Source organism: Bacillus sp. COPE52 (genome assembly GCF_003355115.1).
Classification (GTDB): Bacteria; Bacillota; Bacilli; order Bacillales; family Bacillaceae_G; genus Bacillus_A; species Bacillus_A toyonensis.
In genome coordinates this window covers 3975864-3998098 of sequence record NZ_CP031292.1, presented here as the reverse complement: position 1 = coordinate 3998098, position 22235 = coordinate 3975864, and the positions used below count along the sequence as shown (strand labels likewise).

Annotated in this window: 16 protein-coding genes and 2 pseudogenes; 4 read left to right on the top strand and 14 right to left on the bottom strand. The window is 33.7% G+C overall.

The window, feature by feature from the left end; translation table 11 throughout:
• Positions 1-19: 19 nt before the first annotated feature.
• From DPQ31_RS20050 to DPQ31_RS20005, 10 genes and pseudogenes are all read right to left on the bottom strand, one after another.
• Complete coding sequence (locus DPQ31_RS20050; protein WP_000214609.1) at positions 20-445, bottom strand: YfmQ family protein; 426 nt, start codon at positions 443-445, stop codon at positions 20-22.
• Between the two features lie 56 nt (positions 446-501).
• A complete protein-coding gene (locus tag DPQ31_RS20045) occupies positions 502-1173 on the bottom strand; it encodes an LrgB family protein (protein ID WP_098711843.1) in 672 nt (223 codons plus the stop codon).
• A gap of 23 nt (positions 1174-1196) precedes the next feature.
• A complete protein-coding gene (locus tag DPQ31_RS20040) occupies positions 1197-1553 on the bottom strand; it encodes a CidA/LrgA family holin-like protein (protein ID WP_097957676.1) in 357 nt (118 codons plus the stop codon).
• Positions 1554-1586: 33 nt separating this feature from the next.
• Positions 1587-3020 carry a MocR-like pyridoxine biosynthesis transcription factor PdxR gene (locus tag DPQ31_RS20035; protein WP_000454969.1) on the bottom strand — a complete coding sequence of 478 codons (1434 nt, stop codon included), beginning with the start codon at positions 3018-3020 and terminating at the stop codon, positions 1587-1589.
• 68 nt (positions 3021-3088) lie between these two features.
• The gene (locus DPQ31_RS20030) at positions 3089-3862 is read right to left on the bottom strand and encodes an alpha/beta fold hydrolase (protein ID WP_098819800.1); all 774 of its coding nucleotides are present in this window, start codon (positions 3860-3862) and stop codon (positions 3089-3091) included.
• 23 nt (positions 3863-3885) lie between these two features.
• Positions 3886-4566 carry a bacillithiol biosynthesis deacetylase BshB2 gene (gene bshB2, locus DPQ31_RS20025; RefSeq protein ID WP_033657348.1) on the bottom strand — a complete coding sequence of 227 codons (681 nt, stop codon included), beginning with the start codon at positions 4564-4566 and terminating at the stop codon, positions 3886-3888.
• Positions 4567-4620: 54 nt separating this feature from the next.
• Positions 4621-4812 carry a hypothetical protein gene (locus DPQ31_RS20020; RefSeq protein WP_000006467.1) on the bottom strand — a complete coding sequence of 64 codons (192 nt, stop codon included), beginning with the start codon at positions 4810-4812 and terminating at the stop codon, positions 4621-4623.
• 225 nt (positions 4813-5037) lie between these two features.
• A pseudogene (locus DPQ31_RS20015) lies at positions 5038-5151 on the bottom strand (GntR family transcriptional regulator); the annotation flags it as partial.
• A 34-nt stretch (positions 5152-5185) separates the two neighbouring features.
• The gene (locus DPQ31_RS20010) at positions 5186-6172 is read right to left on the bottom strand and encodes a phosphatidylinositol-specific phospholipase C (protein ID WP_001060370.1); all 987 of its coding nucleotides are present in this window, start codon (positions 6170-6172) and stop codon (positions 5186-5188) included.
• Between the two features lie 236 nt (positions 6173-6408).
• Entirely contained in the window at positions 6409-8250 is a 1842-nt protein-coding gene (locus DPQ31_RS20005; RefSeq protein WP_098054473.1) for a S8 family peptidase, read from the bottom strand.
• 295 nt (positions 8251-8545) lie between these two features.
• On the opposite strand from DPQ31_RS20005, the gene DPQ31_RS20000 reads away from it, so the two are divergent.
• The 3 genes from DPQ31_RS20000 (at position 8546) to DPQ31_RS19990 (ending at position 13390) form a co-directional block, all read left to right on the top strand.
• On the top strand, positions 8546-9343 hold the full coding sequence (locus DPQ31_RS20000) for a cell wall hydrolase (protein ID WP_208730917.1): 798 nt from the start codon (positions 8546-8548) through the stop codon (positions 9341-9343).
• A 303-nt stretch (positions 9344-9646) separates the two neighbouring features.
• Positions 9647-10984, top strand: coding sequence for an NAD(FAD)-utilizing dehydrogenase (locus DPQ31_RS19995; RefSeq protein ID WP_106080856.1), 1338 nt, complete (start codon positions 9647-9649; stop codon positions 10982-10984).
• 486 nt (positions 10985-11470) lie between these two features.
• Positions 11471-13390: an LTA synthase family protein gene (locus tag DPQ31_RS19990; RefSeq protein ID WP_098711838.1), complete on the top strand. Its 1920-nt coding sequence runs from the start codon at positions 11471-11473 to the stop codon at positions 13388-13390.
• 113 nt (positions 13391-13503) lie between these two features.
• On the opposite strand, the gene DPQ31_RS19985 is transcribed toward DPQ31_RS19990, so the two are convergent.
• On the bottom strand, positions 13504-16287 hold the full coding sequence (locus tag DPQ31_RS19985) for a dynamin family protein (protein WP_001217642.1): 2784 nt from the start codon (positions 16285-16287) through the stop codon (positions 13504-13506).
• 329 nt (positions 16288-16616) lie between these two features.
• A pseudogene (locus DPQ31_RS29390) lies at positions 16617-16754 on the bottom strand (IS6 family transposase); the annotation flags it as partial.
• 113 nt (positions 16755-16867) lie between these two features.
• On the opposite strand from DPQ31_RS29390, the gene DPQ31_RS19980 reads away from it, so the two are divergent.
• Complete coding sequence (locus tag DPQ31_RS19980; protein WP_000461139.1) at positions 16868-17056, top strand: hypothetical protein; 189 nt, start codon at positions 16868-16870, stop codon at positions 17054-17056.
• Positions 17057-17334: 278 nt separating this feature from the next.
• Here the strand turns inward: DPQ31_RS19980 and mutL are convergent, their stop codons facing one another.
• The gene (gene mutL / locus DPQ31_RS19975; RefSeq protein WP_000516451.1) at positions 17335-19278 is read right to left on the bottom strand and encodes a DNA mismatch repair endonuclease MutL; all 1944 of its coding nucleotides are present in this window, start codon (positions 19276-19278) and stop codon (positions 17335-17337) included.
• Between the two features lie 8 nt (positions 19279-19286).
• Positions 19287-21959, bottom strand: a complete 2673-nt coding sequence (gene mutS / locus DPQ31_RS19970) for a DNA mismatch repair protein MutS (RefSeq protein WP_000195987.1) — start codon at positions 21957-21959, stop codon at positions 19287-19289.
• Between the last annotated feature and the right edge of the window lie 276 nt (positions 21960-22235).

Genomic DNA, 22235 nt, shown 5'->3' with positions numbered 1-22235 from the left:
GACCATTATAGGTCTCTTCTTAAGCATACTCTTCAGTTACTGCTAATGGTGCAAACGTTTGAAGACTTTTAGAACGTAAACGATAGGCAACAACTTTCTTCTTATATTGCCTTATTACATCAACATGTTCTTCATAACTATATATCGATAACGTAATTACTCTTTTTCCTTTTTTCGTTTCAATGATTATCGGCGTGCCTTCACCTTGTGGCGGAAAATAATGTTTATCTAAAAATAAAGCCTCGTTAAAATCATTTATAACTTGCAGTTTCATTTCGCCCTCTATATTCTTTCCATCTAGCGATACAGTCGTATGTTCTTCATCAAGTTTTTGATGTAATTCAAATCTACTAATAATGGATTCTACAACAGAAGTTGGCATACTAGAAACTAGAACTTTAATGGCACCAAAAATAAATAATGTAACTATAAACCATGTTGTCACTTTTATCATCTCCATACATTTTAAAATAAGTAGCATTATACTTCTTATTACAACTTTTAAAATATAAATTTCGTTCCATAAGGTATTAATATACTAATGAGTATTCCTGTTACAATCATCGTTACTGAACCGATAGTCGCTTCTTTCTCGCCTTCCTTCACGAGTCGACTCACACCGATAATATGTGATGCGCAGCCCATCCCCACTCCTTTTCCAATCGTACTTGTTATCCGGAAAAACTTAAGTACTGTCGGTCCGATAATAGCACCTGTTATTCCTGCAACAACTACAAAACTAGAAGTCATAGTTGGAATACCACCAATTTGATCCGCTAATGAAATAGCAATTGGCATTGTCGATAATTGCGGAAGAGTTGTTAGTATAAATTCCTTATCTATATTCAAAATCCCACCAATCACTACATTCATACTCGTTAAAGCCACTATACCTATCAATACGCCAATAAGTATCGATAAAAAGTTTTTCATAAGTATCTTTCGTTCTTTAAATAGAGGTATGGCTAACGCTACAATTGCAGGACTCAAAAAGCCTGAAAGAACGTCCCCACCATTTTCCTTATACTCATGATGAGAAATGCCAAACATCAGAAATAAGCAAATCATAATTGCTGTAACTGTTAATACTGGTAACATAAATGGAAACGTATATTTTTTATACAGCTTTGTCGCAAATAAATATATGACTACAGTAATAAGTATTAAGACCATTTGAATCGTGCACCTTGTCGATTTTATTTTTTGAATGTTACTAATAATTGACTTACATACCCTGAAACAATCAACGTTACTACCGTACTTGCAACAACTAAAAGGAATATAATACTTCCTTTACTTAAAAGAAAAGATCCATATTCCATTAATCCTGTTGTCGAAGGAATTAAAAATAACGGTAAAAATACGATTAACTTTTCTGCCCCTAACTCAAACCACTTTAATGGAAAAATACGAGTAAAAAGGAGTAGAAACAGCATTAACATTCCTATTAAACTTCCTGGCATCGATAGATGGAATATTCCCTGAATCCACGTACCAGCTAAGCTAAACACATATAGCACGCCTACTTGAAGTAAAAGCGTCACATACTTCATTTCTTCCCCTCATTCCAATATTACGCATCACTATTATGAAATTTCGTTTAGCGTTTCCGCAAACCTCGTAATTCCAAGTTGGATTTGTTCTACATTTACTCTCCCAAAAGTAAAACGAATATATTCACTTTTAGAACCTAAAACACTTCCAGGGACAAATGCTACACCATTCCGTATAGATTCACCTAATAAATGATATTCATCAAACGTTCCTTGTACTTTGCACCATACATGTATTCCACCCTCTGGAACAAAAAATTCAACGCGGTCCCCTAATATTTCTTCAAGCTTTCTAATTAACTCATCTCTTCTTTGTTTCAATTGTCCACGAAGCATTGTAATATGCGTATGAAAATCTTCTGATTCTAAAAATTGATTTGCTACCCACTGTGTAAATACACTATGACCAAAATCAACTTGTTGCTTCGCATCTGCTAAACGTTCTATTACGCGCGTAGGACCAATTACCCAGCCAATACGTAATCCTGACGCAACAATTTTTGATAATGAACTTATATAAAGAACATTCCCATTCTGATCCATTGATTTTAATGTTGGATTCACTTCTCCATTAAAAGAAGTTAAACTATATGGATCATCCTCTACAATCGGTATACCGAATTCAGAAGACAATTCTAAAATCTTTTTACGCCTCGCTAACGAAAGCACAGTGCCCGTCGGATTTTGATAATCCGGATTCAAAAACACCATACGAATACGATGCTTTTTGTGCAAATCGATTAAGTCATCTGGATTCATTCCATGCTCATCAACAGGTAAATGGAATATATTTAAACCGGCCGATTTAAACATGGGAAGCGAGAAACAATACGAAGGATCTTCAATTGCAATGGCATCGCCCGGTTTTAATAAGCATTGAACGATAAGATTAAGTGCCTGTTGTGCTCCAGATGTAATCAGAATCGAGCTTGATTCTGATTCAATTTGTTTGTATTGCTGAACATGTACTGCAATTGTTTTTCTCAACATCTCATTTCCAAGTGGATGGTCATAACCGAGGTTTTCCATAAATGTTTTCTCCGACAAAATCGTTCGAAATCTATCGCTCGGAATTAATTCTGGTGACAATTCTCCACTCGCTAAATTAATTAAGTCATCTTTTTGTGTTTCCGTTCGAATTTGTTGAACAAGTGGTACGTTAGGTAAGAACGATCCATCCTCAACGTACCTCCCCCAGTTCGGTATTCGTTTATGTGACACACCCCATATGTCTGTATTCACCCGAGTTCCGCTTCCTTTTTGCCGTTCTACTACTCCAAGTGATTTTAACTCTTCATATGCAGCTACTATTGTGCTCCGGTTCACTTGTAATTCCTTTGCTAGCATACGCTCAGAAGGTAACTTGCTATCAGAAGGAAATTCACCTGAAGAAATACCCCTTTCAATATAATCAGCAATTTGTTTATATACGGGTGTCTTATCTGCACGATTTGGTTTCCATTCCATCTAGTTCCCTCCTCTCAAAACGAACTATCCTTTACTCATTAATAACAGTATTTACTGTAACAATCGTATTAATTAAGCGCATGATTTAAAAATGTTTCTACCGTCATATTAAAGCTAGTTGGCTGCTCTAAATAAGGTAAATGTCCACTATTTTCAAACTCAATGAAAGTCGTATTTTTTAAATGTATTTCAAACTCTCTTACATATTTCTCAGGGACAAAATCATCATTTCCCCCTCTTATTATTAAAACAGGACATGAAATATTTGCAAGAAACGGTCTCTGATCATAATCAACTAATTCAGCAAATAATCTTTGAATATGCAATGGGTTAATAGACTGTAAAGATTGATAAAATCCCCGGACGATCCCTTCATTATCTGCTACTCCCATCGCCTTCAATAATGTATCCGCCCATGTTTTTCCGTTATCCTGTAAGCTAAGTAAATCATATACTTCAAGTCGCTCTTTACGATCCTTTAGTTCCAAATAAGGAAATGCATTTACAACAATTAAGCTAGAAACAAAGCTTGGATATTGTATAGCAAAATCAATTCCTACTCTAGCCCCTTTTGAAAGACCACAAATGACTACTTTTTGTAGCTTTAAATAATTGCATAACTCATACAAAACATTTGCGTATTCTTTAAAGTTAATTTCTAGTCCTTCAGATTTCCCATGCCCAGGTAAATCTATTGAAATCACTGTCCAATTCCCCTTGAAATATCGCCTTTGATATAACCAATTATTTGCGTTTCCTCCAAGACCGTGTAAAAACAATATGACGGGACCCGATCCTTCTATATTATAAAAAACCTTTCGATTCTTATATTCAAAATACATATTCATCACCTTCAGCTATAGCATCACTTATTTTTATCTTTGAACGGGTATATCCAAAACGGTTCTCTCTCTAACCACTCGACTGTTTCCGGAACACCATCTTCATACTCTCTTTTCAGTTCCGCTACCTTAGTCGCAAATTGTGATGCATGTGCTTGCAATGCGTCCAACTTTTTGGGAACATATTCTTTTACTCCATTTTTAAAACTTGGTGGCCCTATTTCTGCTTCATGATTATTTGAAAAAGCTACAGCATAAAATGTTGGCCTCTTATTTTCCGGAATATTAGCTAACGCCCTGGCTACTGCTTCTCCTGTTGCATTATGATCTGGATGAACTGCATATCCCGGATAAAAAGAAATGACTAACGAAGGATTCAATTCTTCCACACAATTTTGTATTACACTTCTTAATTCTCCAGGAGTTTCAAATTCAAGCGTCTTATCACGATATCCCATCATACGTAAATCTTTAATCCCTAAAATATTAGTTGCGCTCTTTAGTTCTTTCTCTCTTATAGCATATAATGATTCACGTGTTGCAAAAGGAGGGTTTCCCATCGCTCTCCCCATTTCGCCAAGCGTTAAACAAACATACGTAAGAGGAACATTCTGCTGAGCATAAGCTAAAATTGTTCCAGCCACGCAATATGATTCATCATCTGGATGCGGAAAAACAATTAAAACGTGGCGCTCATTTTTTATCAAAGTGCTACTCCTCCATCATACACAATGTAAATGTGTTCCTTTAAAAAGTTATTAAATCACTACCGCATACCACGTTACCCCAACAAGTAGAACGAAAAGAAGGATAATATAGATAGTCGATAAGTTTTTCACATTTCTCTTTGTAGACTTGCCGTAATTCTCCTCCACATTTCGTGCAACTAGTACGGTCCCAAACAGCGATACAATTACAATAATAACTACTAGTGAAATTGCAAAACTCATTGTATTTTCACCTCTCTAAGGCTAGTCTATTTTAATTAAGAACTTCAATAAAAAACTTCCTCTTTAAAGCATCAATAAAATACTACCTTTCTTCTCTTATCATAATGGATGTTTGTAAAAAACGGACCAACCACTTTTATGTTTTTTTGCTCATCCACTTCAAAATAAAAAGCAACTAATCACTTAGATCAGTCGCTTTTTCAAAAGGTTATTTGTATTCATTTTTCACTTGAAATGAATTCGATTTAAAAGTTTCGTCTTTTCATAATGAAACATTGATTGCGATAGCTAGAAAATTGTTCCATTTACAAGAAAAACTGTATTTTCAATAAGAAGCGACGTATTTCACCGCTTCTTACTATGACCATATTTACTATTTTACAAGTGACTTATTCGCTCTTATAACTTCTTGATAAAGTAATGGTGACCATTTTTCATTTATATAATCTTGTATTATCCAGCCCACTCTCGTAGGATTCTTTTGCTTCATATAATTTGCAATTTCAGGATTTATGTAGGACGCATAATAATATGGACTATTCCATGCTGTACCACCAGAAGACAAGCTTGTAAAATTAATATATAGATGATTAACATCTTCACTATTGTTAATCGTTTCATTTAATGTATCTTTAATAGCGTTTACTTTCTCATCATAACTCACTTTATATTTATCTTGTACTGTTACATTTACATTTTGATTTATAGTTGAGGTAAACGTCTCATTGTCTGGCCAATAGAAATTATTATATCCCCCAGATTCATTACTACCACTATATCTTTTTAGTAATACAATTTTCCCACGAGCATCTCCAAGCTTTATATTCCCTTCTGTTTTTAAAAAGATTGGATCACGAAAATAATTTTTCTCAAACGTACTACTAAATGAGCTTTCCGCCCCTTTCATATCCTCATACTCTTTTTTTAAAGACATAATAATCGTTTCACTTGGATTATCTTTTAAAAATTGTTTCGCTTCGTTTATAAATTCGTGCAGTGTTACATAAAGATATAATGGCCCATGATGAAGAACTATCGTATTATCATCTGTTAAACGCCCTCTTATATCAAAAATTCTAGCTCCATGATCCATTTGATAACGAAAATCATATTCTTGCGTCATTCCCCACACTTGCTTTATCGGATTTTGCAACTTGAACGTTCCACTATCATGTGTTCCTGGAATTGAAATTCGTGCTAACGGTATGTCATCATTTATAGGTTTCATCCATCTAGACCAATTTTCAAGCTCATTAATAGAGCTAGCTGCAACGGTTTTCTTATCATTGAAAGCAAATACAAAGGCGCTAAGTACCATACTACATATGAATAACTTCAAAATAAACTTCTTATTGTTCATTATTATTCCTCCCTTTTCTGTTTTACATCAAACTTATTGAATATAATATAATCTGGTGAGTAAAAAATAAATGACATTTCATAAATATGAAATATTGCATAGAAGTAACGTTTAACTAATCGGACGAATACGAGGTGGAATTCTTACTGCCGACAAATTGCGAGATAAAGTAAAAAAACATTCACGTATCCTGAATTAAAATAATCGAAAGGAACTTCATCTGAAGTTCCTTTCGATTATTTTATATTTAATACATATGAACCATCTTTATTCTCATACTTATAGACATATAAATAATATTTACCTGGCTTTGCATTATAGGTTCCTTTAACTACATTTCCTTCATTTTCACCATATGCTACATAGTTATTTACATCCGATTCATGATGAAGTACCCATGTCATTCCAATATTTTTTTCATTTAGTAGAGAGATATTAATAGTTTCTGGCGAGTCAATTTGGAAAGTAAATACATCTACGTTATCACGATTATGTAGTGTCCCTTTCATTGGTGTATGAAAGTTAATTTTATTTGCCTGTTTAGGTTCATTATTTGGTTCATTTTCTGTTACTTGTAACTCATTCCCACCGTTTAGTTCTCTTCGTTCATACCCTAAATTTACTAGGATAGACTTCAAATCCGGTAAAACACCAATTTTATCTGAATATGGATCTTTAGACTTCGTTCCAGTGTTATGGTTACTTAATATCGTTCTCAATTCACTTGGTCTATATGGTTGTCCTACATTTTCTTTAGCAATACTTTGTACTAAAGTCGCTGCTCCAGCAATAATAGGCGAAGCACTAGACGTGCCACTAAAGCTGGATGTATAAAGATTTACAGCACTTCTACTTTGCTCAGCTGTAGTTGTATCTACGTTTTCTCCCCAGCCATACACATCAATACGGCTTCCATAATTCGAAAACCACATACGTTCATGAGGGAAAGATGAAGAACCCGCTCCTACCATAATTGCACCCGAATCTTTAAAATCTTTACTATTACGATTTAAAACTTGTTTACCATTTCTATCTTTAAATTGATCTAAATCATTCCAACCATTTGCTCCAGCCTCTATAATTACAACACCCTTATCTGTACCCGCACGAATTGCATCAAAGATATCTGGTTGTACTTCAACAGGCAAATATTTATCACCATATCCATCAAAAGAAGCTTGTGCCTCTAATAATAAAACATCCCCAGCTTCTAAATGATTTACAGCACTTAATATTGCATCAGCTGTATTATACTGTCCGTTATCTCTTATTTGAGAAATCACTTTTGCTTTTGCTTTTGGTGCAATCCCAATATTCCCTACTTCATTATCTTCAGATGATACAATTCCTAGTACAGACGTCCCATGACCGACATGTTGATCTATATTTCTTCCAGACATCAATTCAATATTTCGATGTACTAAATCCTCATGATTTAATAACCAACCATATTCCATATCAACAAAGGTTACATCATTTCCATTACCGCCTTGAACGCCCCAGGCGAAGGGTGCATTAATACCGTATGGTGCTGCTTCAAGATAACCTTGTTTATTAAATCTAGGATTATTATTAGGAGTAAGAGATACACTTAATTGTTTCACTTCAGGCGGTATTATTTTTTCTTGTTTCTTCATATACACATCTTCTATTAAAGAAGATGCTTTTAACTTATCTACTAGTGTTTCTTCACGCCCATCATTTTTGGTTTGAAGAATATAGTAGTTTAATAGGCTTGTAGATACATTATTAGGTGCTTTCACTTCAAGATTTTGTATTTCTTCCGGACTTACAGATGTGAATAGACGAGTAAATGTTACATCTGGATATTCTGCCAAAAAATCTTCTAATACTTTATCGTTCGTTTCAGATTGTATCTGTTTTTCAATACCATCTTCATATGGTAATTTCAAATCTGCACTGAATTTTACAATGATTTGTTTATCTGTTTCTTGTTCTATCCCTAATTTACTCTGCTGTTCTATAGAATCAGCAGTTACAATATTAACACTGTCCCCTATTCCTAAAAATGTTGAGACGATCACAGCTGAAACACCTACTCTTTGAAACATTTTCATTACATAAATCCTCCTAATTCATAACAATTAATAATCATTATATTAATCTATAATGATTTTATTTCTATAACATATTACCTTTCTACTAAATAGATTATAGTAAGCAGCAATATGAACTTCAATGTATTTTCATATGCAATATTTCATATTTGAATCCTATATGGATGTAAATAAAAAACTTATAATGATTATTTATTTTATATGTGCTAATATACTTACATTAAAATATTTATATTCCCATATTCTGAATTACATTATGCAACAGTTATACCTTACTTTATTAGGAGGATTTACAATGAAATTATTAAAACTAAAACATATAATTCCTTTATCTGCAGTAGCACTTACATTCGTATGTAATCAAAGTACAGCTGAAGCTTCCACCATTCATACAGTAAAAAAGAATGATACACTTTGGGGCATTAGTAAACAATATGGAGTTTCCATACAAGCCATTAAACAAGCGAATAATAAAGGAAACGATCAAGCTTTTATTGGAGAACAGTTACATATTCCAGGATCTATGAAATCAAATGAGGTTACAGTTCATCAAAACGAAAAAACTACGAACACTTCTGGACAAATTATTTACCAAGTACAACCGGGAGATTCATTAGAAACGATAGCAAAGCGCTACAACGTAACCGTTCAATCTATAAAACAAATTAACAACACAATCGGTAACAAGCTTTATACAGGTCAACATTTGAAAATTAATTCCAGTATTTCCGAAAAAGAAATAGACTTAATGGCACGCTTAGTTACCGCTGAAGCTGGTGGCGAATCATATAAAGGAAAAGTAGCTGTAGCAAAAGTTATCCTAAATCGAGTAAATGCAAAAGGGTTCCCAAATACAATAACAGGCGTTATTTATGAACCTATTAAATACGGATATGCATTTACTCCTGTTACAGATGGAAGAATTAATCAGCCTGCAAGCGCTGAAGCAAAAATGGCTGTAGAAGAGGCTATCTCCACAAAGGGAATACATTCTGATTGGCTTTATTTCTACAACCCAAAAACATCAACAGACAAATGGATTACGACACGTCAAACAGTAGCAGTAATCGGTAACCATGCCTTCGCTAAATAAAACTATACTTCCCTTCTAATTTATGCACTTAACAACTTTTTCAAATGATGAACAGACCTTTTTACTGAAAAGGTCCGTTCTTTTTATATGTAAACTTTTATGAATCATATGAAAAAGTGATTATTTAAAACGATATCTCCGTTCAAATAAAAACATTTATACTTCATCCACCACTTAGAGAAATTGAAAAAGTATAAAGTTCAAAAACTTTTTCTTTATTCATAAAAGCTATTTCTTAACTTCATAAAAGTGTTATACACTAGGAAAATAGTAAACAAACTATTCGTTAGCAGGTGAAAGAATATGTATGATGTTACAATTATCGGCGCTGGAGTAAGTAGCATTTTTATGGCTTATTCATTAGTCAAAAGTAACAAAAACATTTTAATTCTTGATAAAGGTAAACCGCTAGAACATCGAAATTGTCCTTTAGATCAAGGAAAAACGTGTGACTGTAACATATGTGATAAATATTTCGGTTTTGGTGGCTTAGGAAAGTCTGAAGGAAAATTTAATTATACAAATGGATTTGGAGGAGAACTCGAACAAAAAGTAGGTAAAGAAGGTTTTATGCAACTCATGGCTGAAGTAGATGAAATTCTATGTCAGTTTGGTGGAAATTCAGTTTCAAAATATTCTACAGAAAATGTAAATCTCACTAAGAAAGCTGCAACTTGTGGTTTACAAATGTTAACAACAGAAGTAAGGCATCTTGGTACTACAATTTCCAGTACCATTTTTCAGCAACTCTATGAATTTTTACTTACGAAAATAAATATCCAATTTCATATAGATGTAGAGCATATTATGAAACAGAAAGATCATTTTAATATAACTACAAATCAAGGAACAGTTCAATCTAAGCAACTCGTATTTGCAACGGGGCGCTCTGGGGCAGATTGGTTAAAAGAAATGTGCACTTCTCTAAGTATTTCTCAGGAACAAACACGTGTAGACTTAGGGATTAGAGTAGAAATGAAAGAACATCAATTACGTTCTATATTAAAAGATACTTTTGAAACGAAACTTTCTTATCAAGGTGAAAATTTCACAGCAACTACTTACTGTATGAATCCAAAAGGACGCATTATTCGAAAGTACGAAGAAGGTTTAGTTATGCCTGACGGTCAAAATTTTCGAGAGCAAGGAACTGGCACTCCTAACTTAAATTTCACTTTGTTTATCCCGCGCTATTTCACAACTCTTAAAGACGCCAATATATATGCAAACTCAATTATTAAAGGCATTAATCAAGGACGAGATCGGATTGTTATACAGCGCTTAGAGGACTTATTAAAGAAACAACCTACAATGGAAAAAGATATGAAACATAATCGTATACAACCTACACTACACGGAGATTATGGAGATTTGCATAAAGAAATTCCTCCATTATATATTGACGGACTCAAAGAATTTTTATTACGCTTAGAACATTTTATCCAAGAACCTATCGATAAAGATACTTTATTATATGGAATAGATGGAAAGTTCTATGCCCCTACGATAAAAATCAATAACCATTTTGAAACAAGTATGAATGGGCTATTTTTAGTTGGAGATTGTTCAGGTGTTACTCATTCATTATCTCAAGCAGCTGCAAGTGGTCTATATGTTGGAAAATATTTATCTGATATGTGAACTCTTTCATTACACTACTAGTCAAACGGTTTACGTTTCACCACCACTTTACTTAATGAAATGATTATCCTACAAAGAAGCATGATTTTACGGGATATATGAAAAACTACATTCTATGTAGTTTTTCATATAACCGTTTACTTTAAACTCACCTTTTATTCAAATTCCAACTCATTGAATGTCAATAGTTTAAAAAGCGTCTATTCCTTTTCACTTTCATTTGTTCGATATTTTGTAACATCATCATAGTGTTTAATATGTTAGGATGTCTATAAGTCACTTTCACTACAAATATGACTTTTTCTGCTTCGCATCTAAAAAATTAAATTTATGTTACTTCGCATTTAAATTCCCCATTGTATGTATAGGAACACTGCAAATTATTACCATTAGAAAACATAATTTAAATGGTTCACCCTACTATAATAGTTATAAAAACATAACATATAACCTTAGTTAAATAAATTTTATAAAGAAGGTGTAAAAATGAAGAATAAAATAAATTTACAAATGCAAAATATAAGCTTTGTTATCATAATTGCTTTAGCAGTATGGTTAAAAACATATCTTATTACGCGATTCAGTTTTGATTTAAAAATTGAGTCTTCTACACAAGAGCTTATTTTGTTTATTAGTCCTCTCGCTGCATCGTTAGCATTTGTTGGATTAGCATTATTTGCAACTGGTGAAAAGCGAAATTATATAGCGCTATGTATTAATTTCTTATTAACGATCGTACTTGTCGGAAATGTAATGTTCTATGATTTTTATAGTGATTTCGTTACGTTACCAGTACTTGGACAAACATCAAACTTTGGCCAATTAGGCGGTAGTATTATAGAAATATTGAACTACAAAATTATACTCGCATTCGTAGACATTATTTTCTTCTTTATTTTATTAAAAAAGAAGACATTGGTCTTTAAAACAGAACGTGTAACACATTCTACACGCTTACTATATTTCGCCTTAACAATTGCTGTATTTTCTGCAAATCTGCATCTTGCAGAAAAAGAACGCCCTGAATTATTATCGAGATCCTTCGACCGAGTAATGCTTGTCAAAAATTTAGGACTATACACTCACCAAATATATGATTTAACGCTGCAAGCAAAAGCAGGATCACAAAAGGCACTCGCTGATAGTAGTAAATTACAAGAAACTGAAAACTACGTAAAAGCAACCCAAAGTGAACCAAATCCTAATATGTTTGGCGCAGCGAAAGGAAAAAATGTAATTGTCGTTACTCTTGAATCCTTGCAAACCTTTTTAATAGGAGCATCCGTCAATGGTCAAGAAGTTACACCTTTCTTGAATGAATTCATAAATGAAAGCTATTACTTTGATAACTTTTTCCACCAAACTGGACAAGGAAAAACATCCGATTCTGAATTTCTAATAGATACATCGTTGTATCCATTAAACCGTGGAGCTGTATTCTTCACACACGGAAACAATGATTATACTGCAACTCCAGAAATTTTACGTGAACAAGGTTATTTCACTTCTGTATTCCATGCGAATAACGCAACATTTTGGAATCGTAACATTATGTACTCAGCTCTTGGTTATGATCGTTACTATAATGAACTTGATTACAAAATCACGCCCGAAACAAATTTAAATTGGGGATTAAAAGATATAGAATACTTTGATCAATCAGTAGATATGTTAAAAACGATTGATCAACCATTTTACGCTCGTTTCCTTACTTTAACAAACCATTATCCATTTACGTATGATGAAGACACAAAATTCATTGAACCATATAACTCTGGTAATGGCGTATTTGATCGTTACATCGTAACATCACGTTACTTAGACGAATCCATTAAAAACTTTATTGAGCGTTTAAAGGCCGAGGGGCTTTATGATGATTCTATTATTGTATTATACGGTGATCATTATGGCATTTCTGAAAAACATAACCGTGCAATGGCGCAGTTTTTAGAAAAAGATCAAATAACAGAATTTGATACTTTACATTTACAACGTACACCTTTATATATTCATATCCCTGGACAAACAAAAGGTCAAACGATTTCAAAGCCTACGGGACAAATTGATGTGAAACCTACTATTCTAAATTTATTAGGGATTGATACTACGAACGATATCCGTTTTGGTCACGATATGTTTTCAGATGAATATACAGGATTTGTTGTTTTACGTGATGGTAGCTTCGTTACAGACAAATATGCATACAAAAACAACACTTTTTATGACCGCATAACAGGTGAAATTGTAGATTTACCAAAAAAAGAAGCTCAAGCACTCATTAACCGTGCACAAAATGAATTACGTATGTCTGACAAAATTATTGAAGGCGATTTATTACGTTTCTCAGAAAGTAATAAAATTAAAACTGGCCAAGTAAAAACTAAAATTAAAGAAACTGAAAAATAATCTATATATGCGAAAGGAGCAACTCATTACGGTTGCTCCCTTTTTCCCCTCTTATAACAACGGATATAAACAAAAAAACAACTCCAAAATCCACTTTTGAAGTTGTTTTACGTTTATTCTATGCTTGTTTCTAAATTTAAATCTGTATAGGCATTATACTCACCTATATTTAAGATTACTTCACATTGACGTAATCTCAATTCAAAGAGCGTTATAGAATCATGATACACTTCAGGATTTGATTTCATTTTATGTAATATCTCTTGTTTTTCTTGTATTTCTAACTGCGTATTTTCTACAGCTTGTTTCAAGGAGTTAAATGGATTTCTAAAGAACATATTAATATCCCGCTCTTGTGTATTTTCAAACAGCTCAAATTGCAAGAAAAATTTCTTCATAATAGAAGCCGTTACTTCTGTATAATCTTCATTTTCTATATACTGTTTATATTTGTTATATAGCATAGATCTATTCTTTGGAAGAACCCCAAATAATTTGCCGGCACTTTTCAGTAAAAATTGCGCTGGCGTAAATCGGCGTAAAATATTTACTTCTTCCATTTGTATTCTAGTCGTCATTCTATCAGTATCTCTGCGCCAGTCATCAAGCACTTTAAAGTCACATTCTAATTGTATTCGATTTTCTCCAAATAAAGAATTAAGTCCTTCACTGAGTTCTTCTAAGTGCGATTGACTTTGAAGTAACTCATTATTAGAAGTTTCAATCCAATTTTGCATAGAACGAGCAAAGTTAGGTAATACAGTTTGTTCTAAATATTTGTGTACTCTTTCGTTCATTGCTGTATTTAGTTCCATTTCAATGTTTCCAAAATCGCTTTCTTCACTGATTAAATCAGAACAACTCTGCAGTAGCTTCGGAATATGTTCAGTAAGACCATTCGTAATTTCTGTTTTCATTGTACGATACGATTGTGTAATGATATGAATTTTTTCCCTCTCAAAAGCAGTAAGGTTATTAATACTACCATTTAATTTAACTAACATATCTTCATTCCAATTCATAGCATCCACTAGATTGTTTTCCTTCTCAACGCGTTTATCTAAAAGGTATGTAATTGTTTTTCGAATGAAAAACAATAGCTTTTCAGTACGATCTGCATCGATATTTTTATAGTTAAAGTTAAAACGAATAAACTCAGTTAAATCATTTAGTTGTTGATTACTTGTATATAACGAAGAGTAAGGGAAAAGTCTCGCTTGCGGGAAATACGCGTTTATTCTCGCTTGCGTATCATGTAAAACTCTTTTTACTTCTGCTTCACTGTAAATGTTATCGATTTTATTTAATAAGAAATGAATTTGTAGATTTGGTGTATGTTCTTGAATACTTAATAGAATGTCACGTTCTTTGTCAGTAAAAGGTGAATCCGCATTCAATACGAACAATAATTCGTCTACAGAATTCAGATATTCAAATATCTCATCTCTAGTATCGTTATTTCTATTAAAGCCAGGTGTAACTACAAATGTAAGTTTATTTTCACTTAAAAATTTGCATGGTAGTTTAAATTCAACACACGCTCTATCTCTATACGTTTGGTGGTGTAAAGACATCATATCATGGTAATCAGAGAAATTCTCAGTTGTTGTAATTGCTGAGTCTGTTATAGCGTTAATTTCTGTATGAGCATCATTTTTTAAAACCACTACATTTGAAATTGAGTTTTCTAATATATTTTCTCCTACTATAGAGTTAATAAATGCAGTTTTTCCATTTCCTGAAGTGCCCGTTACTAAAATACGATTTGTTCTTAAATCTGCAAGTTCGCTAACTAACCATCTAAATCGGTGACCCATTTCTATATCATGCTTTTGTGCCCACTGTGTAATAGATTCAAAAAGATGTAAACTATACTCTAAGCCATCCACATGATTAATAGAATACAACAGTAGGTTTTCTGCATTTTTTATATTTGCTGCATCTATTTTGGAAGGGAAAATCTCATCCCATGCCAATACAGCTGCTGATGGAAATACAGCATAAGAAGAATTGACTACCTTTAACCAATTTGTTAACAGATTTGGAATGATATCATGTAATTGTCTAAGCGTATATTGGCCTTGAATTAATTCAAAATACGTTTCTTCGTAAAGAGAAGAAATTTTGTCCCATATATCGGACGAATGTATTTCGATATGTAAGAAAAACTCATTTATTGTGTTAAGCCATAATAAGTAATTTTGTTCATTTTTATAACTGTTCCAAAGTGATGATACAATTTGTGTAAATTGCACTTGATCTACATGATTTAATGTAACTAATACTTCATGAAAATAGTCTGGTGAAATATTTTTAGTAAATCCTTTATCGATATACCCTTTTAGCACCTCAAACCAAGGATAAGATTCTGTTCGAACCAGCTCATTCACAGCAAGCTCTACTGCACTATCAAAATCTTGCTGTTCTTCATAAAAAGAACGGGCAATTTTGGTGACATTCGGATAATCGGGATTTAAAGAAACCGCCTCTTTAATTACAGCGAAAGCTGAGTCAAAATTATTTTGCTCGATGTAAAGAGAAAGTAATTGCAGTCCAATTTCAGTCATCAATATTTTGTTATCAGTAGTAATGGAAGTATAAACCTCTTCAGCAACTGATAGTCGGTTTAGTTCAAAGTAAGCATCCGCAATGTTTTTTTGTGCCCATGGTGCTAGTTCGTTGCCAACTTTCTCCCATTTGAAAATAGCTGATTCAAAATCTTGATGGTGATAATAAAATTCACCTTGTGCAAAACGAATATAAGACCCATCGGAAATTTCATGTTTTTCTTCGTTTACATAAACTTCCCCAAGTACGTCAAGAGGTGGTTTTGTTTCATTCTCCATTAGGAATGTTTCATAATACATCTTTTTTATTAATTGTTTTTCTATTCTCATCTTTTCCCCCACTATATCTTGAAAACACACTTTTAAGATATGTCAATACTTTTTTTATGTATGCTTTTTATCTTAACAAAGAATTTCTTTTGGAAAATTTCATTTTCCTTTCATTTTTCAAGTAAGATTGAATTTTTATGAGAAAAGTTTCAGTTCTTTTTCAATTCGCTTTCAGTTGTGAAACAACATTAAGTGTTCCTAATAACCTAATAACACTATAATATTCCGCATTATATTATCAGGAAAACTATATATATTACATTATAAAAACAATCTATAACGAATATATATGCATTGTTTGTTTCACCGATAAATAAAAAAACTCACCACATAATGGTTATTAGATAGACCAATATGCTACGTCCTTTCAGAATTTCAAACACACCACGATAACTTAAACAACAATAATAGTGAACGGCTATCATTACAATACCTCTCTCAAATTGTTTTCCTTTAAAATATTTCAGTAGTTATGTAATTAAATTGTTCTAACCTATATAAATAACTAGTCCAAAAAAACTCTATATGCATATCATGTTATAGTAAAGAATTCAGGAAATCCTAAAAAGGAGGCATTTTCATGTTTGAAGATAAATCTAAAATAAATTACCCATATGAATTTACTGAAACTACAACAGTCCCTCTAAAGAACCCCATTGATAAAAAATTCAAGAACGGCACAGGTACACATAACTTCCCAATTAAAAAGCATTATAAAGAGCAGGTTTTATATACTGAAAAAATTAATAATAATAATAAAAACAAATAATCCTATAGATCCTTATAACAATTAACCAAATAAGAATCAATATTTGGCCATGCATAGTTATATGTTTAATAATGTAGAAATCTTTATTATACAATTTACGTACCTTTAAAAAGTGCTGATATACGGCGCTTTTTTATACATAGATAAATTAAAGCTTACTTAGTCTAGAAATAAACTGTAAAATCAATCCACCTTATTTTCGTTTAACAATTAACTCTACATATTAAAAGGGAGCAACATTTACTGTTGCTCCCTTTTAATATCTAATTTTAGTATCCCTACATAACCCTCTTAAACATCTTCTCCAACTCATAAGTAGAATGATGTACAAGAATCGGTCTCCCGTGCGGGCATGTGTATGGATTTGTTGTTGTACGAAGTTCTTCAAGTAAAGCAAATATTTGATCGTTCGTTAAATATTGATTTGCCTTGATAGATGCTTTACAGCTCATCATAATGGCTGCTTCTTCACGCAACTTTTTAATATCAACTTTTTTTAGTTTGACAACTTGCTCCATCATCTCATCAATGATTTCTGTTTCTTGTCCTTTCGGGAACCACGTTGGATGCGAGCGAACAATAAAAGATTGATGGCCGAATTGTTCCAAAAATAGGCCGACTTTTTTAAGTTCTTCTAGTTGCTCTTCGACACGTAAAAATTCAGTAAGAGATAGGTCAATACGGTACGGTACAAGTAGTTCTTGTACTTCTTGCGCTACTCGTCCTACTTTATCACGGAAGTACTCATAATTAATACGTTCCTGTGCGGCATGTTGATCAATCATATATAACCCATTATCATTTTGAGCGAAAATATATGTTCCGTGCATTTGTCCAATTGGATAAAGCGGTGGTAAATCGTTACCGTTCATTTCAATCTCTTTTATTTCCCCGACCTCTTCTTCCAACTCCTCTAATTCAAAGTCGTCATCGTTACTGTTCCACGACTTCTCTTCTCGAATCGGTTCTTCGATTATCGGTTTAGAGGATGGCTGCCAACTTTGCTCTTCTCTTACGAGCGACTGTGGTGGTTGCCATTCTCGCTTCGCCGGTTGCCAAAGCTGCGCTGGTTGTTTCACAGTTGTTCGTTCTTCTTGTTTTTCATCCATGTCAGTCGGTAAAACGATGTTTGGCATCTGTGGTTCTTTCGGCTTTGTATGCTCAAACTGGAACTGTTCTTGCACACTTTCGTCTTTTTCTTTTTTCTTCGTTGTTACGCCTGCATCTGGAATGAGCTGTATTTTTTTAAATGCTGCTTGCAATGTTTCTTCGATAAGCTTTAGCAATTCTTGTTCTTTACTAAATCGAACTTCTAATTTTGCTGGATGTACGTTAACATCAACAAGCATTGGGTCCATTTCAATCGATAAGAAGCCGATTGGATATCGTCCAACTGGCAGTAATGTATGGTATCCTTGCTGAACTGCTTTCATTAATACGAAATTTCGCACGTAACGGCCATTTACGATCGTTGACATATAGTTACGAGACGCTCGCGTTACTTCTGGTAATGTTACATACCCTTTAATTGTGAAATCTAAAGATTCAGCTTCAATTGGAATAAGCTTCTTGGCAACTTGAATGCTATAAATTGATGCAAGTACTTGCCTTACATCACCATTTCCGGATGTATGAAGCAATTTCTTTTCATTATGAAACAGTTTTAACGATACTTCTGGATGTGACATTGCAATACGATACACGATATCTGTAATATTCCCAAGCTCTGTATGAATTGTTTTCATATATTTAAGACGCGCTGGTGTATTAAAGAATAAGTTTTGTACTGTAATATCCGTTCCTTTTCGGCTCGCTGTTTTTTCTTGTTTTATAATGTCTCCACCTTTAATGATAAGGTGGGTACCCGGCGCATCACCTGTGCTAGTGATTAATTCCAATTCACTAACTGAGGCAATACTTGGCAATGCCTCACCGCGGAATCCGAGCGTTCTTATACGGAACAGATCGTTTTCATCTTTAATTTTGCTCGTTGCGTGGCGTTCAAATGCAACGATACAATCTTCTTCGGCAATGCCATCTCCATTATCAATGATGCGAATTTTTGATAAACCAGCTTCTTCTAAGTGGATTTCAATAGATGTACTATTCGCATCGATAGAATTTTCCACAAGTTCTTTTACGACTGAGGCAGGGCGCTCTACTACTTCCCCTGCCGCAATTAAGTTAGAGAGTTGATCATCGAGTTTGCGAATTTTCCCCATCTACTTACTCATCCTTTCTTTAACTTTTTCTGTAAGCGATACAGTTCGTTCATCGCTTCTAAAGGCGTCATATCTAGTAAATCAATTTTTTTAATTTGTGCAAGTACTGCGCTTTCTTTTTGATCAAGCACAGGCTTGTCTTGTTTTTTTGAAGATTGGTCTCCTCCAAAGAAAGATAGTTGTGACTCTTCTTCAGTCTCTTCTTTCTTTTCTTGTATTTCTGCCGGTTCTTCTTTTACAACTACAGGTTCTGGAACAACTTCTTGCACCTTTACTTCTACACGCTTTGGAATAATAATTTCTTCTTGTCCTTCTAGTTGCGCTAACACTTCTTTTGCACGAGCGATTAAGCTATCTGGAAGCTCAGCAAGTTGCGCAACGTGAATTCCGTAACTTTTATCGGCTGCTCCATCTTGAATTTTATGAAGGAAGACTACTTTTCCATTCTCTTCAATAGCTGAAACATGTACATTTTTCAGTTGATCTAAACTTTCTTCTAGCACCGTTAATTCATGATAATGCGTAGAGAATAATGTTTTTGCACCAATTTGGTCATGAATATGTTCAATGATTGCTTGTGCAAGCGCCATACCATCATACGTTGATGTACCGCGTCCAATTTCATCAAATAAAATTAAACTTCTTTCTGACGCATTTGCAATCGCATTTTTCGCTTCTAACATTTCAACCATAAATGTACTTTGACCTGAAATTAAATCATCCGCTGCACCAATTCTCGTAAAGATTTGATCGAATACAGGTAATACCGCTTCTGTCGCTGGTACGAAACAACCAATTTGTGACATAACAGTAACAAGTGCTAATTGTCTCATATACGTACTTTTACCAGACATGTTCGGTCCTGTAATTAAAAAGACATCCATCTTCTCTGGCATAATACAATCATTTGGTACATACAATTTCCCGTTCAATACTTTTTCAACGACAGGATGGCGACCATCTTTAATAAAGATTTCACGCTTCGTTGTTAGCACGGGTTTTACAAACTGCTCTTCTTCACTTACAGTCGCAAAGCTTTGTAGTACATCTAATTCACTAATTACTTTCGCTAAATGTTGTAATTTCGGAATGAATACTTTTACTTCTTCACGAAGTGCTGTAAATAAATCATATTCCAGTTGTACAATTTTCTCTTCTGCTTCTAAAATTAACGTTTCTTTTTCTTTCAGTTCATCTGTAATGAAACGCTCAGCATTAGCAAGCGTCTGTTTTCGCTCATAGCGCCCTTCTGGAAGCGCTGCAAGATTCGCCTTCGTCACTTCAATGTAGTAGCCGAAAATACGGTTGTATCCAATTTTTAATGATTTAACCCCTGTAATATCACGCTCTCGTTTTTCAAGCTCCGCGATCCACGTTTTCCCATTTTTGCTCACGTAACGATATTGATCAAGCTTGTCATTATAACCGTCTTTAATAATATCTCCATCTTTAATAGAAAGTGGTGGGTTTTCCTGAATACTTCTTCCTAGTAATTCAGTTAAGCTCTCACATGGATCCGCACCTTGAATTAACCTTGCTGCATAAGCATTATCTAAAAGACTAATCGCTTCTAAAATAGCTGGTACTTGAAGTAAAGAACGTCTTAACTGTAATAAGTCCCGTGCATTTACATTACCAAATGCAACTTTCCCTGCTAAACGCTCTAAATCATATACTTCTTTTAGCTTTTCTTTTAAATCTTCACGTAAGAAGTAATCATTTACAAATGTTTCTACCATTTCTAAACGTTCTTCCACTTTCTCTTTCTGGATAAGCGGACGTTCCATCCACTGTTTTAACATACGGCCACCCATAGCTGTTTTCGTTTTATCTAATAGCCATAATAGTGAGCCTGTTTTTTCTTTCGTACGAAGAGTCTCAGTTAACTCTAAATTACGTTTTGAGTGCACATCAATTTTCATAAATTGATTTGTATAATAAATTTCTACTGGTTGCAAATGATCTAATGAACGTTTTTGTGTTCTTATCACATAGTTAAATAAGCGTCCAATCGCTTTAAGTAACTTTGCTTGTGAAACATTTTTCACAAGATGTTCTAACCCTTCCGGAATCGTTGTTGCATCTTCATACGAAATCGTCATTTTTAATGTTTCAGTTAATTTATTTAATTCATCTTTTGAAAATGTAGAATCTACAACAATTTCTTTCGAACCAGTTGCATACACCTCTAATAAAATATCTTCTACTGAACCTGTTAACAACGTCACTGTATTTTGTCCAGTCGTTAAGTCATTACAAGCTAGCGCATAAGATCCATCTTCGAAATGTGTTAATGCTGCTAAAAAGTTATTCTCTTTCTCGTCTATTGTACGCCCTTCCATCATCGTTCCTGGCGTAATTAGTTGTACTACTTCACGACGTACTACACCTTTAGCTGTTTTTGGATCTTCCACTTGCTCACAAACAGCTACTTTATATCCTTTTTCAACAAGTTGTTCAATATAATTTTTAGCTGCATGATGCGGTACACCGCACATCGGTATACGATCACTACTACCACCATCTCGGCTCGTTAATGTAATTTCAAGTTCATGAGCTGCTTTAACCGCATCTTCAAAGAACATTTCATAAAAATCACCTAATCGGAAAAATAAAAAGGCATCTTCATAGTCTGCCTTAACCTTTAAGTATTGCTGTATCATAGGCGTATATTGCGTCATGTCTTTCCTCCATAATTTTTACATAATAATCTATATTCATCCCGCATTAACGGGCAGTAAGATTCCCACCTCAAAAATCGGCTGGAACAAAGAAGTTAGGTGGGAGATCAACTGCCCGTAAAAGCCCGATTGGTTCAACTAATAATCAGTGGGGATGCCCCCCCACTGATTATTAGTTGAACTTTATATATGTCACACTTCACGGACATCCATCTCTCCTATTTCAGGAGTCTTTCTTCATTATAACATATTTCATAAAGATTCATGTTCATTCAG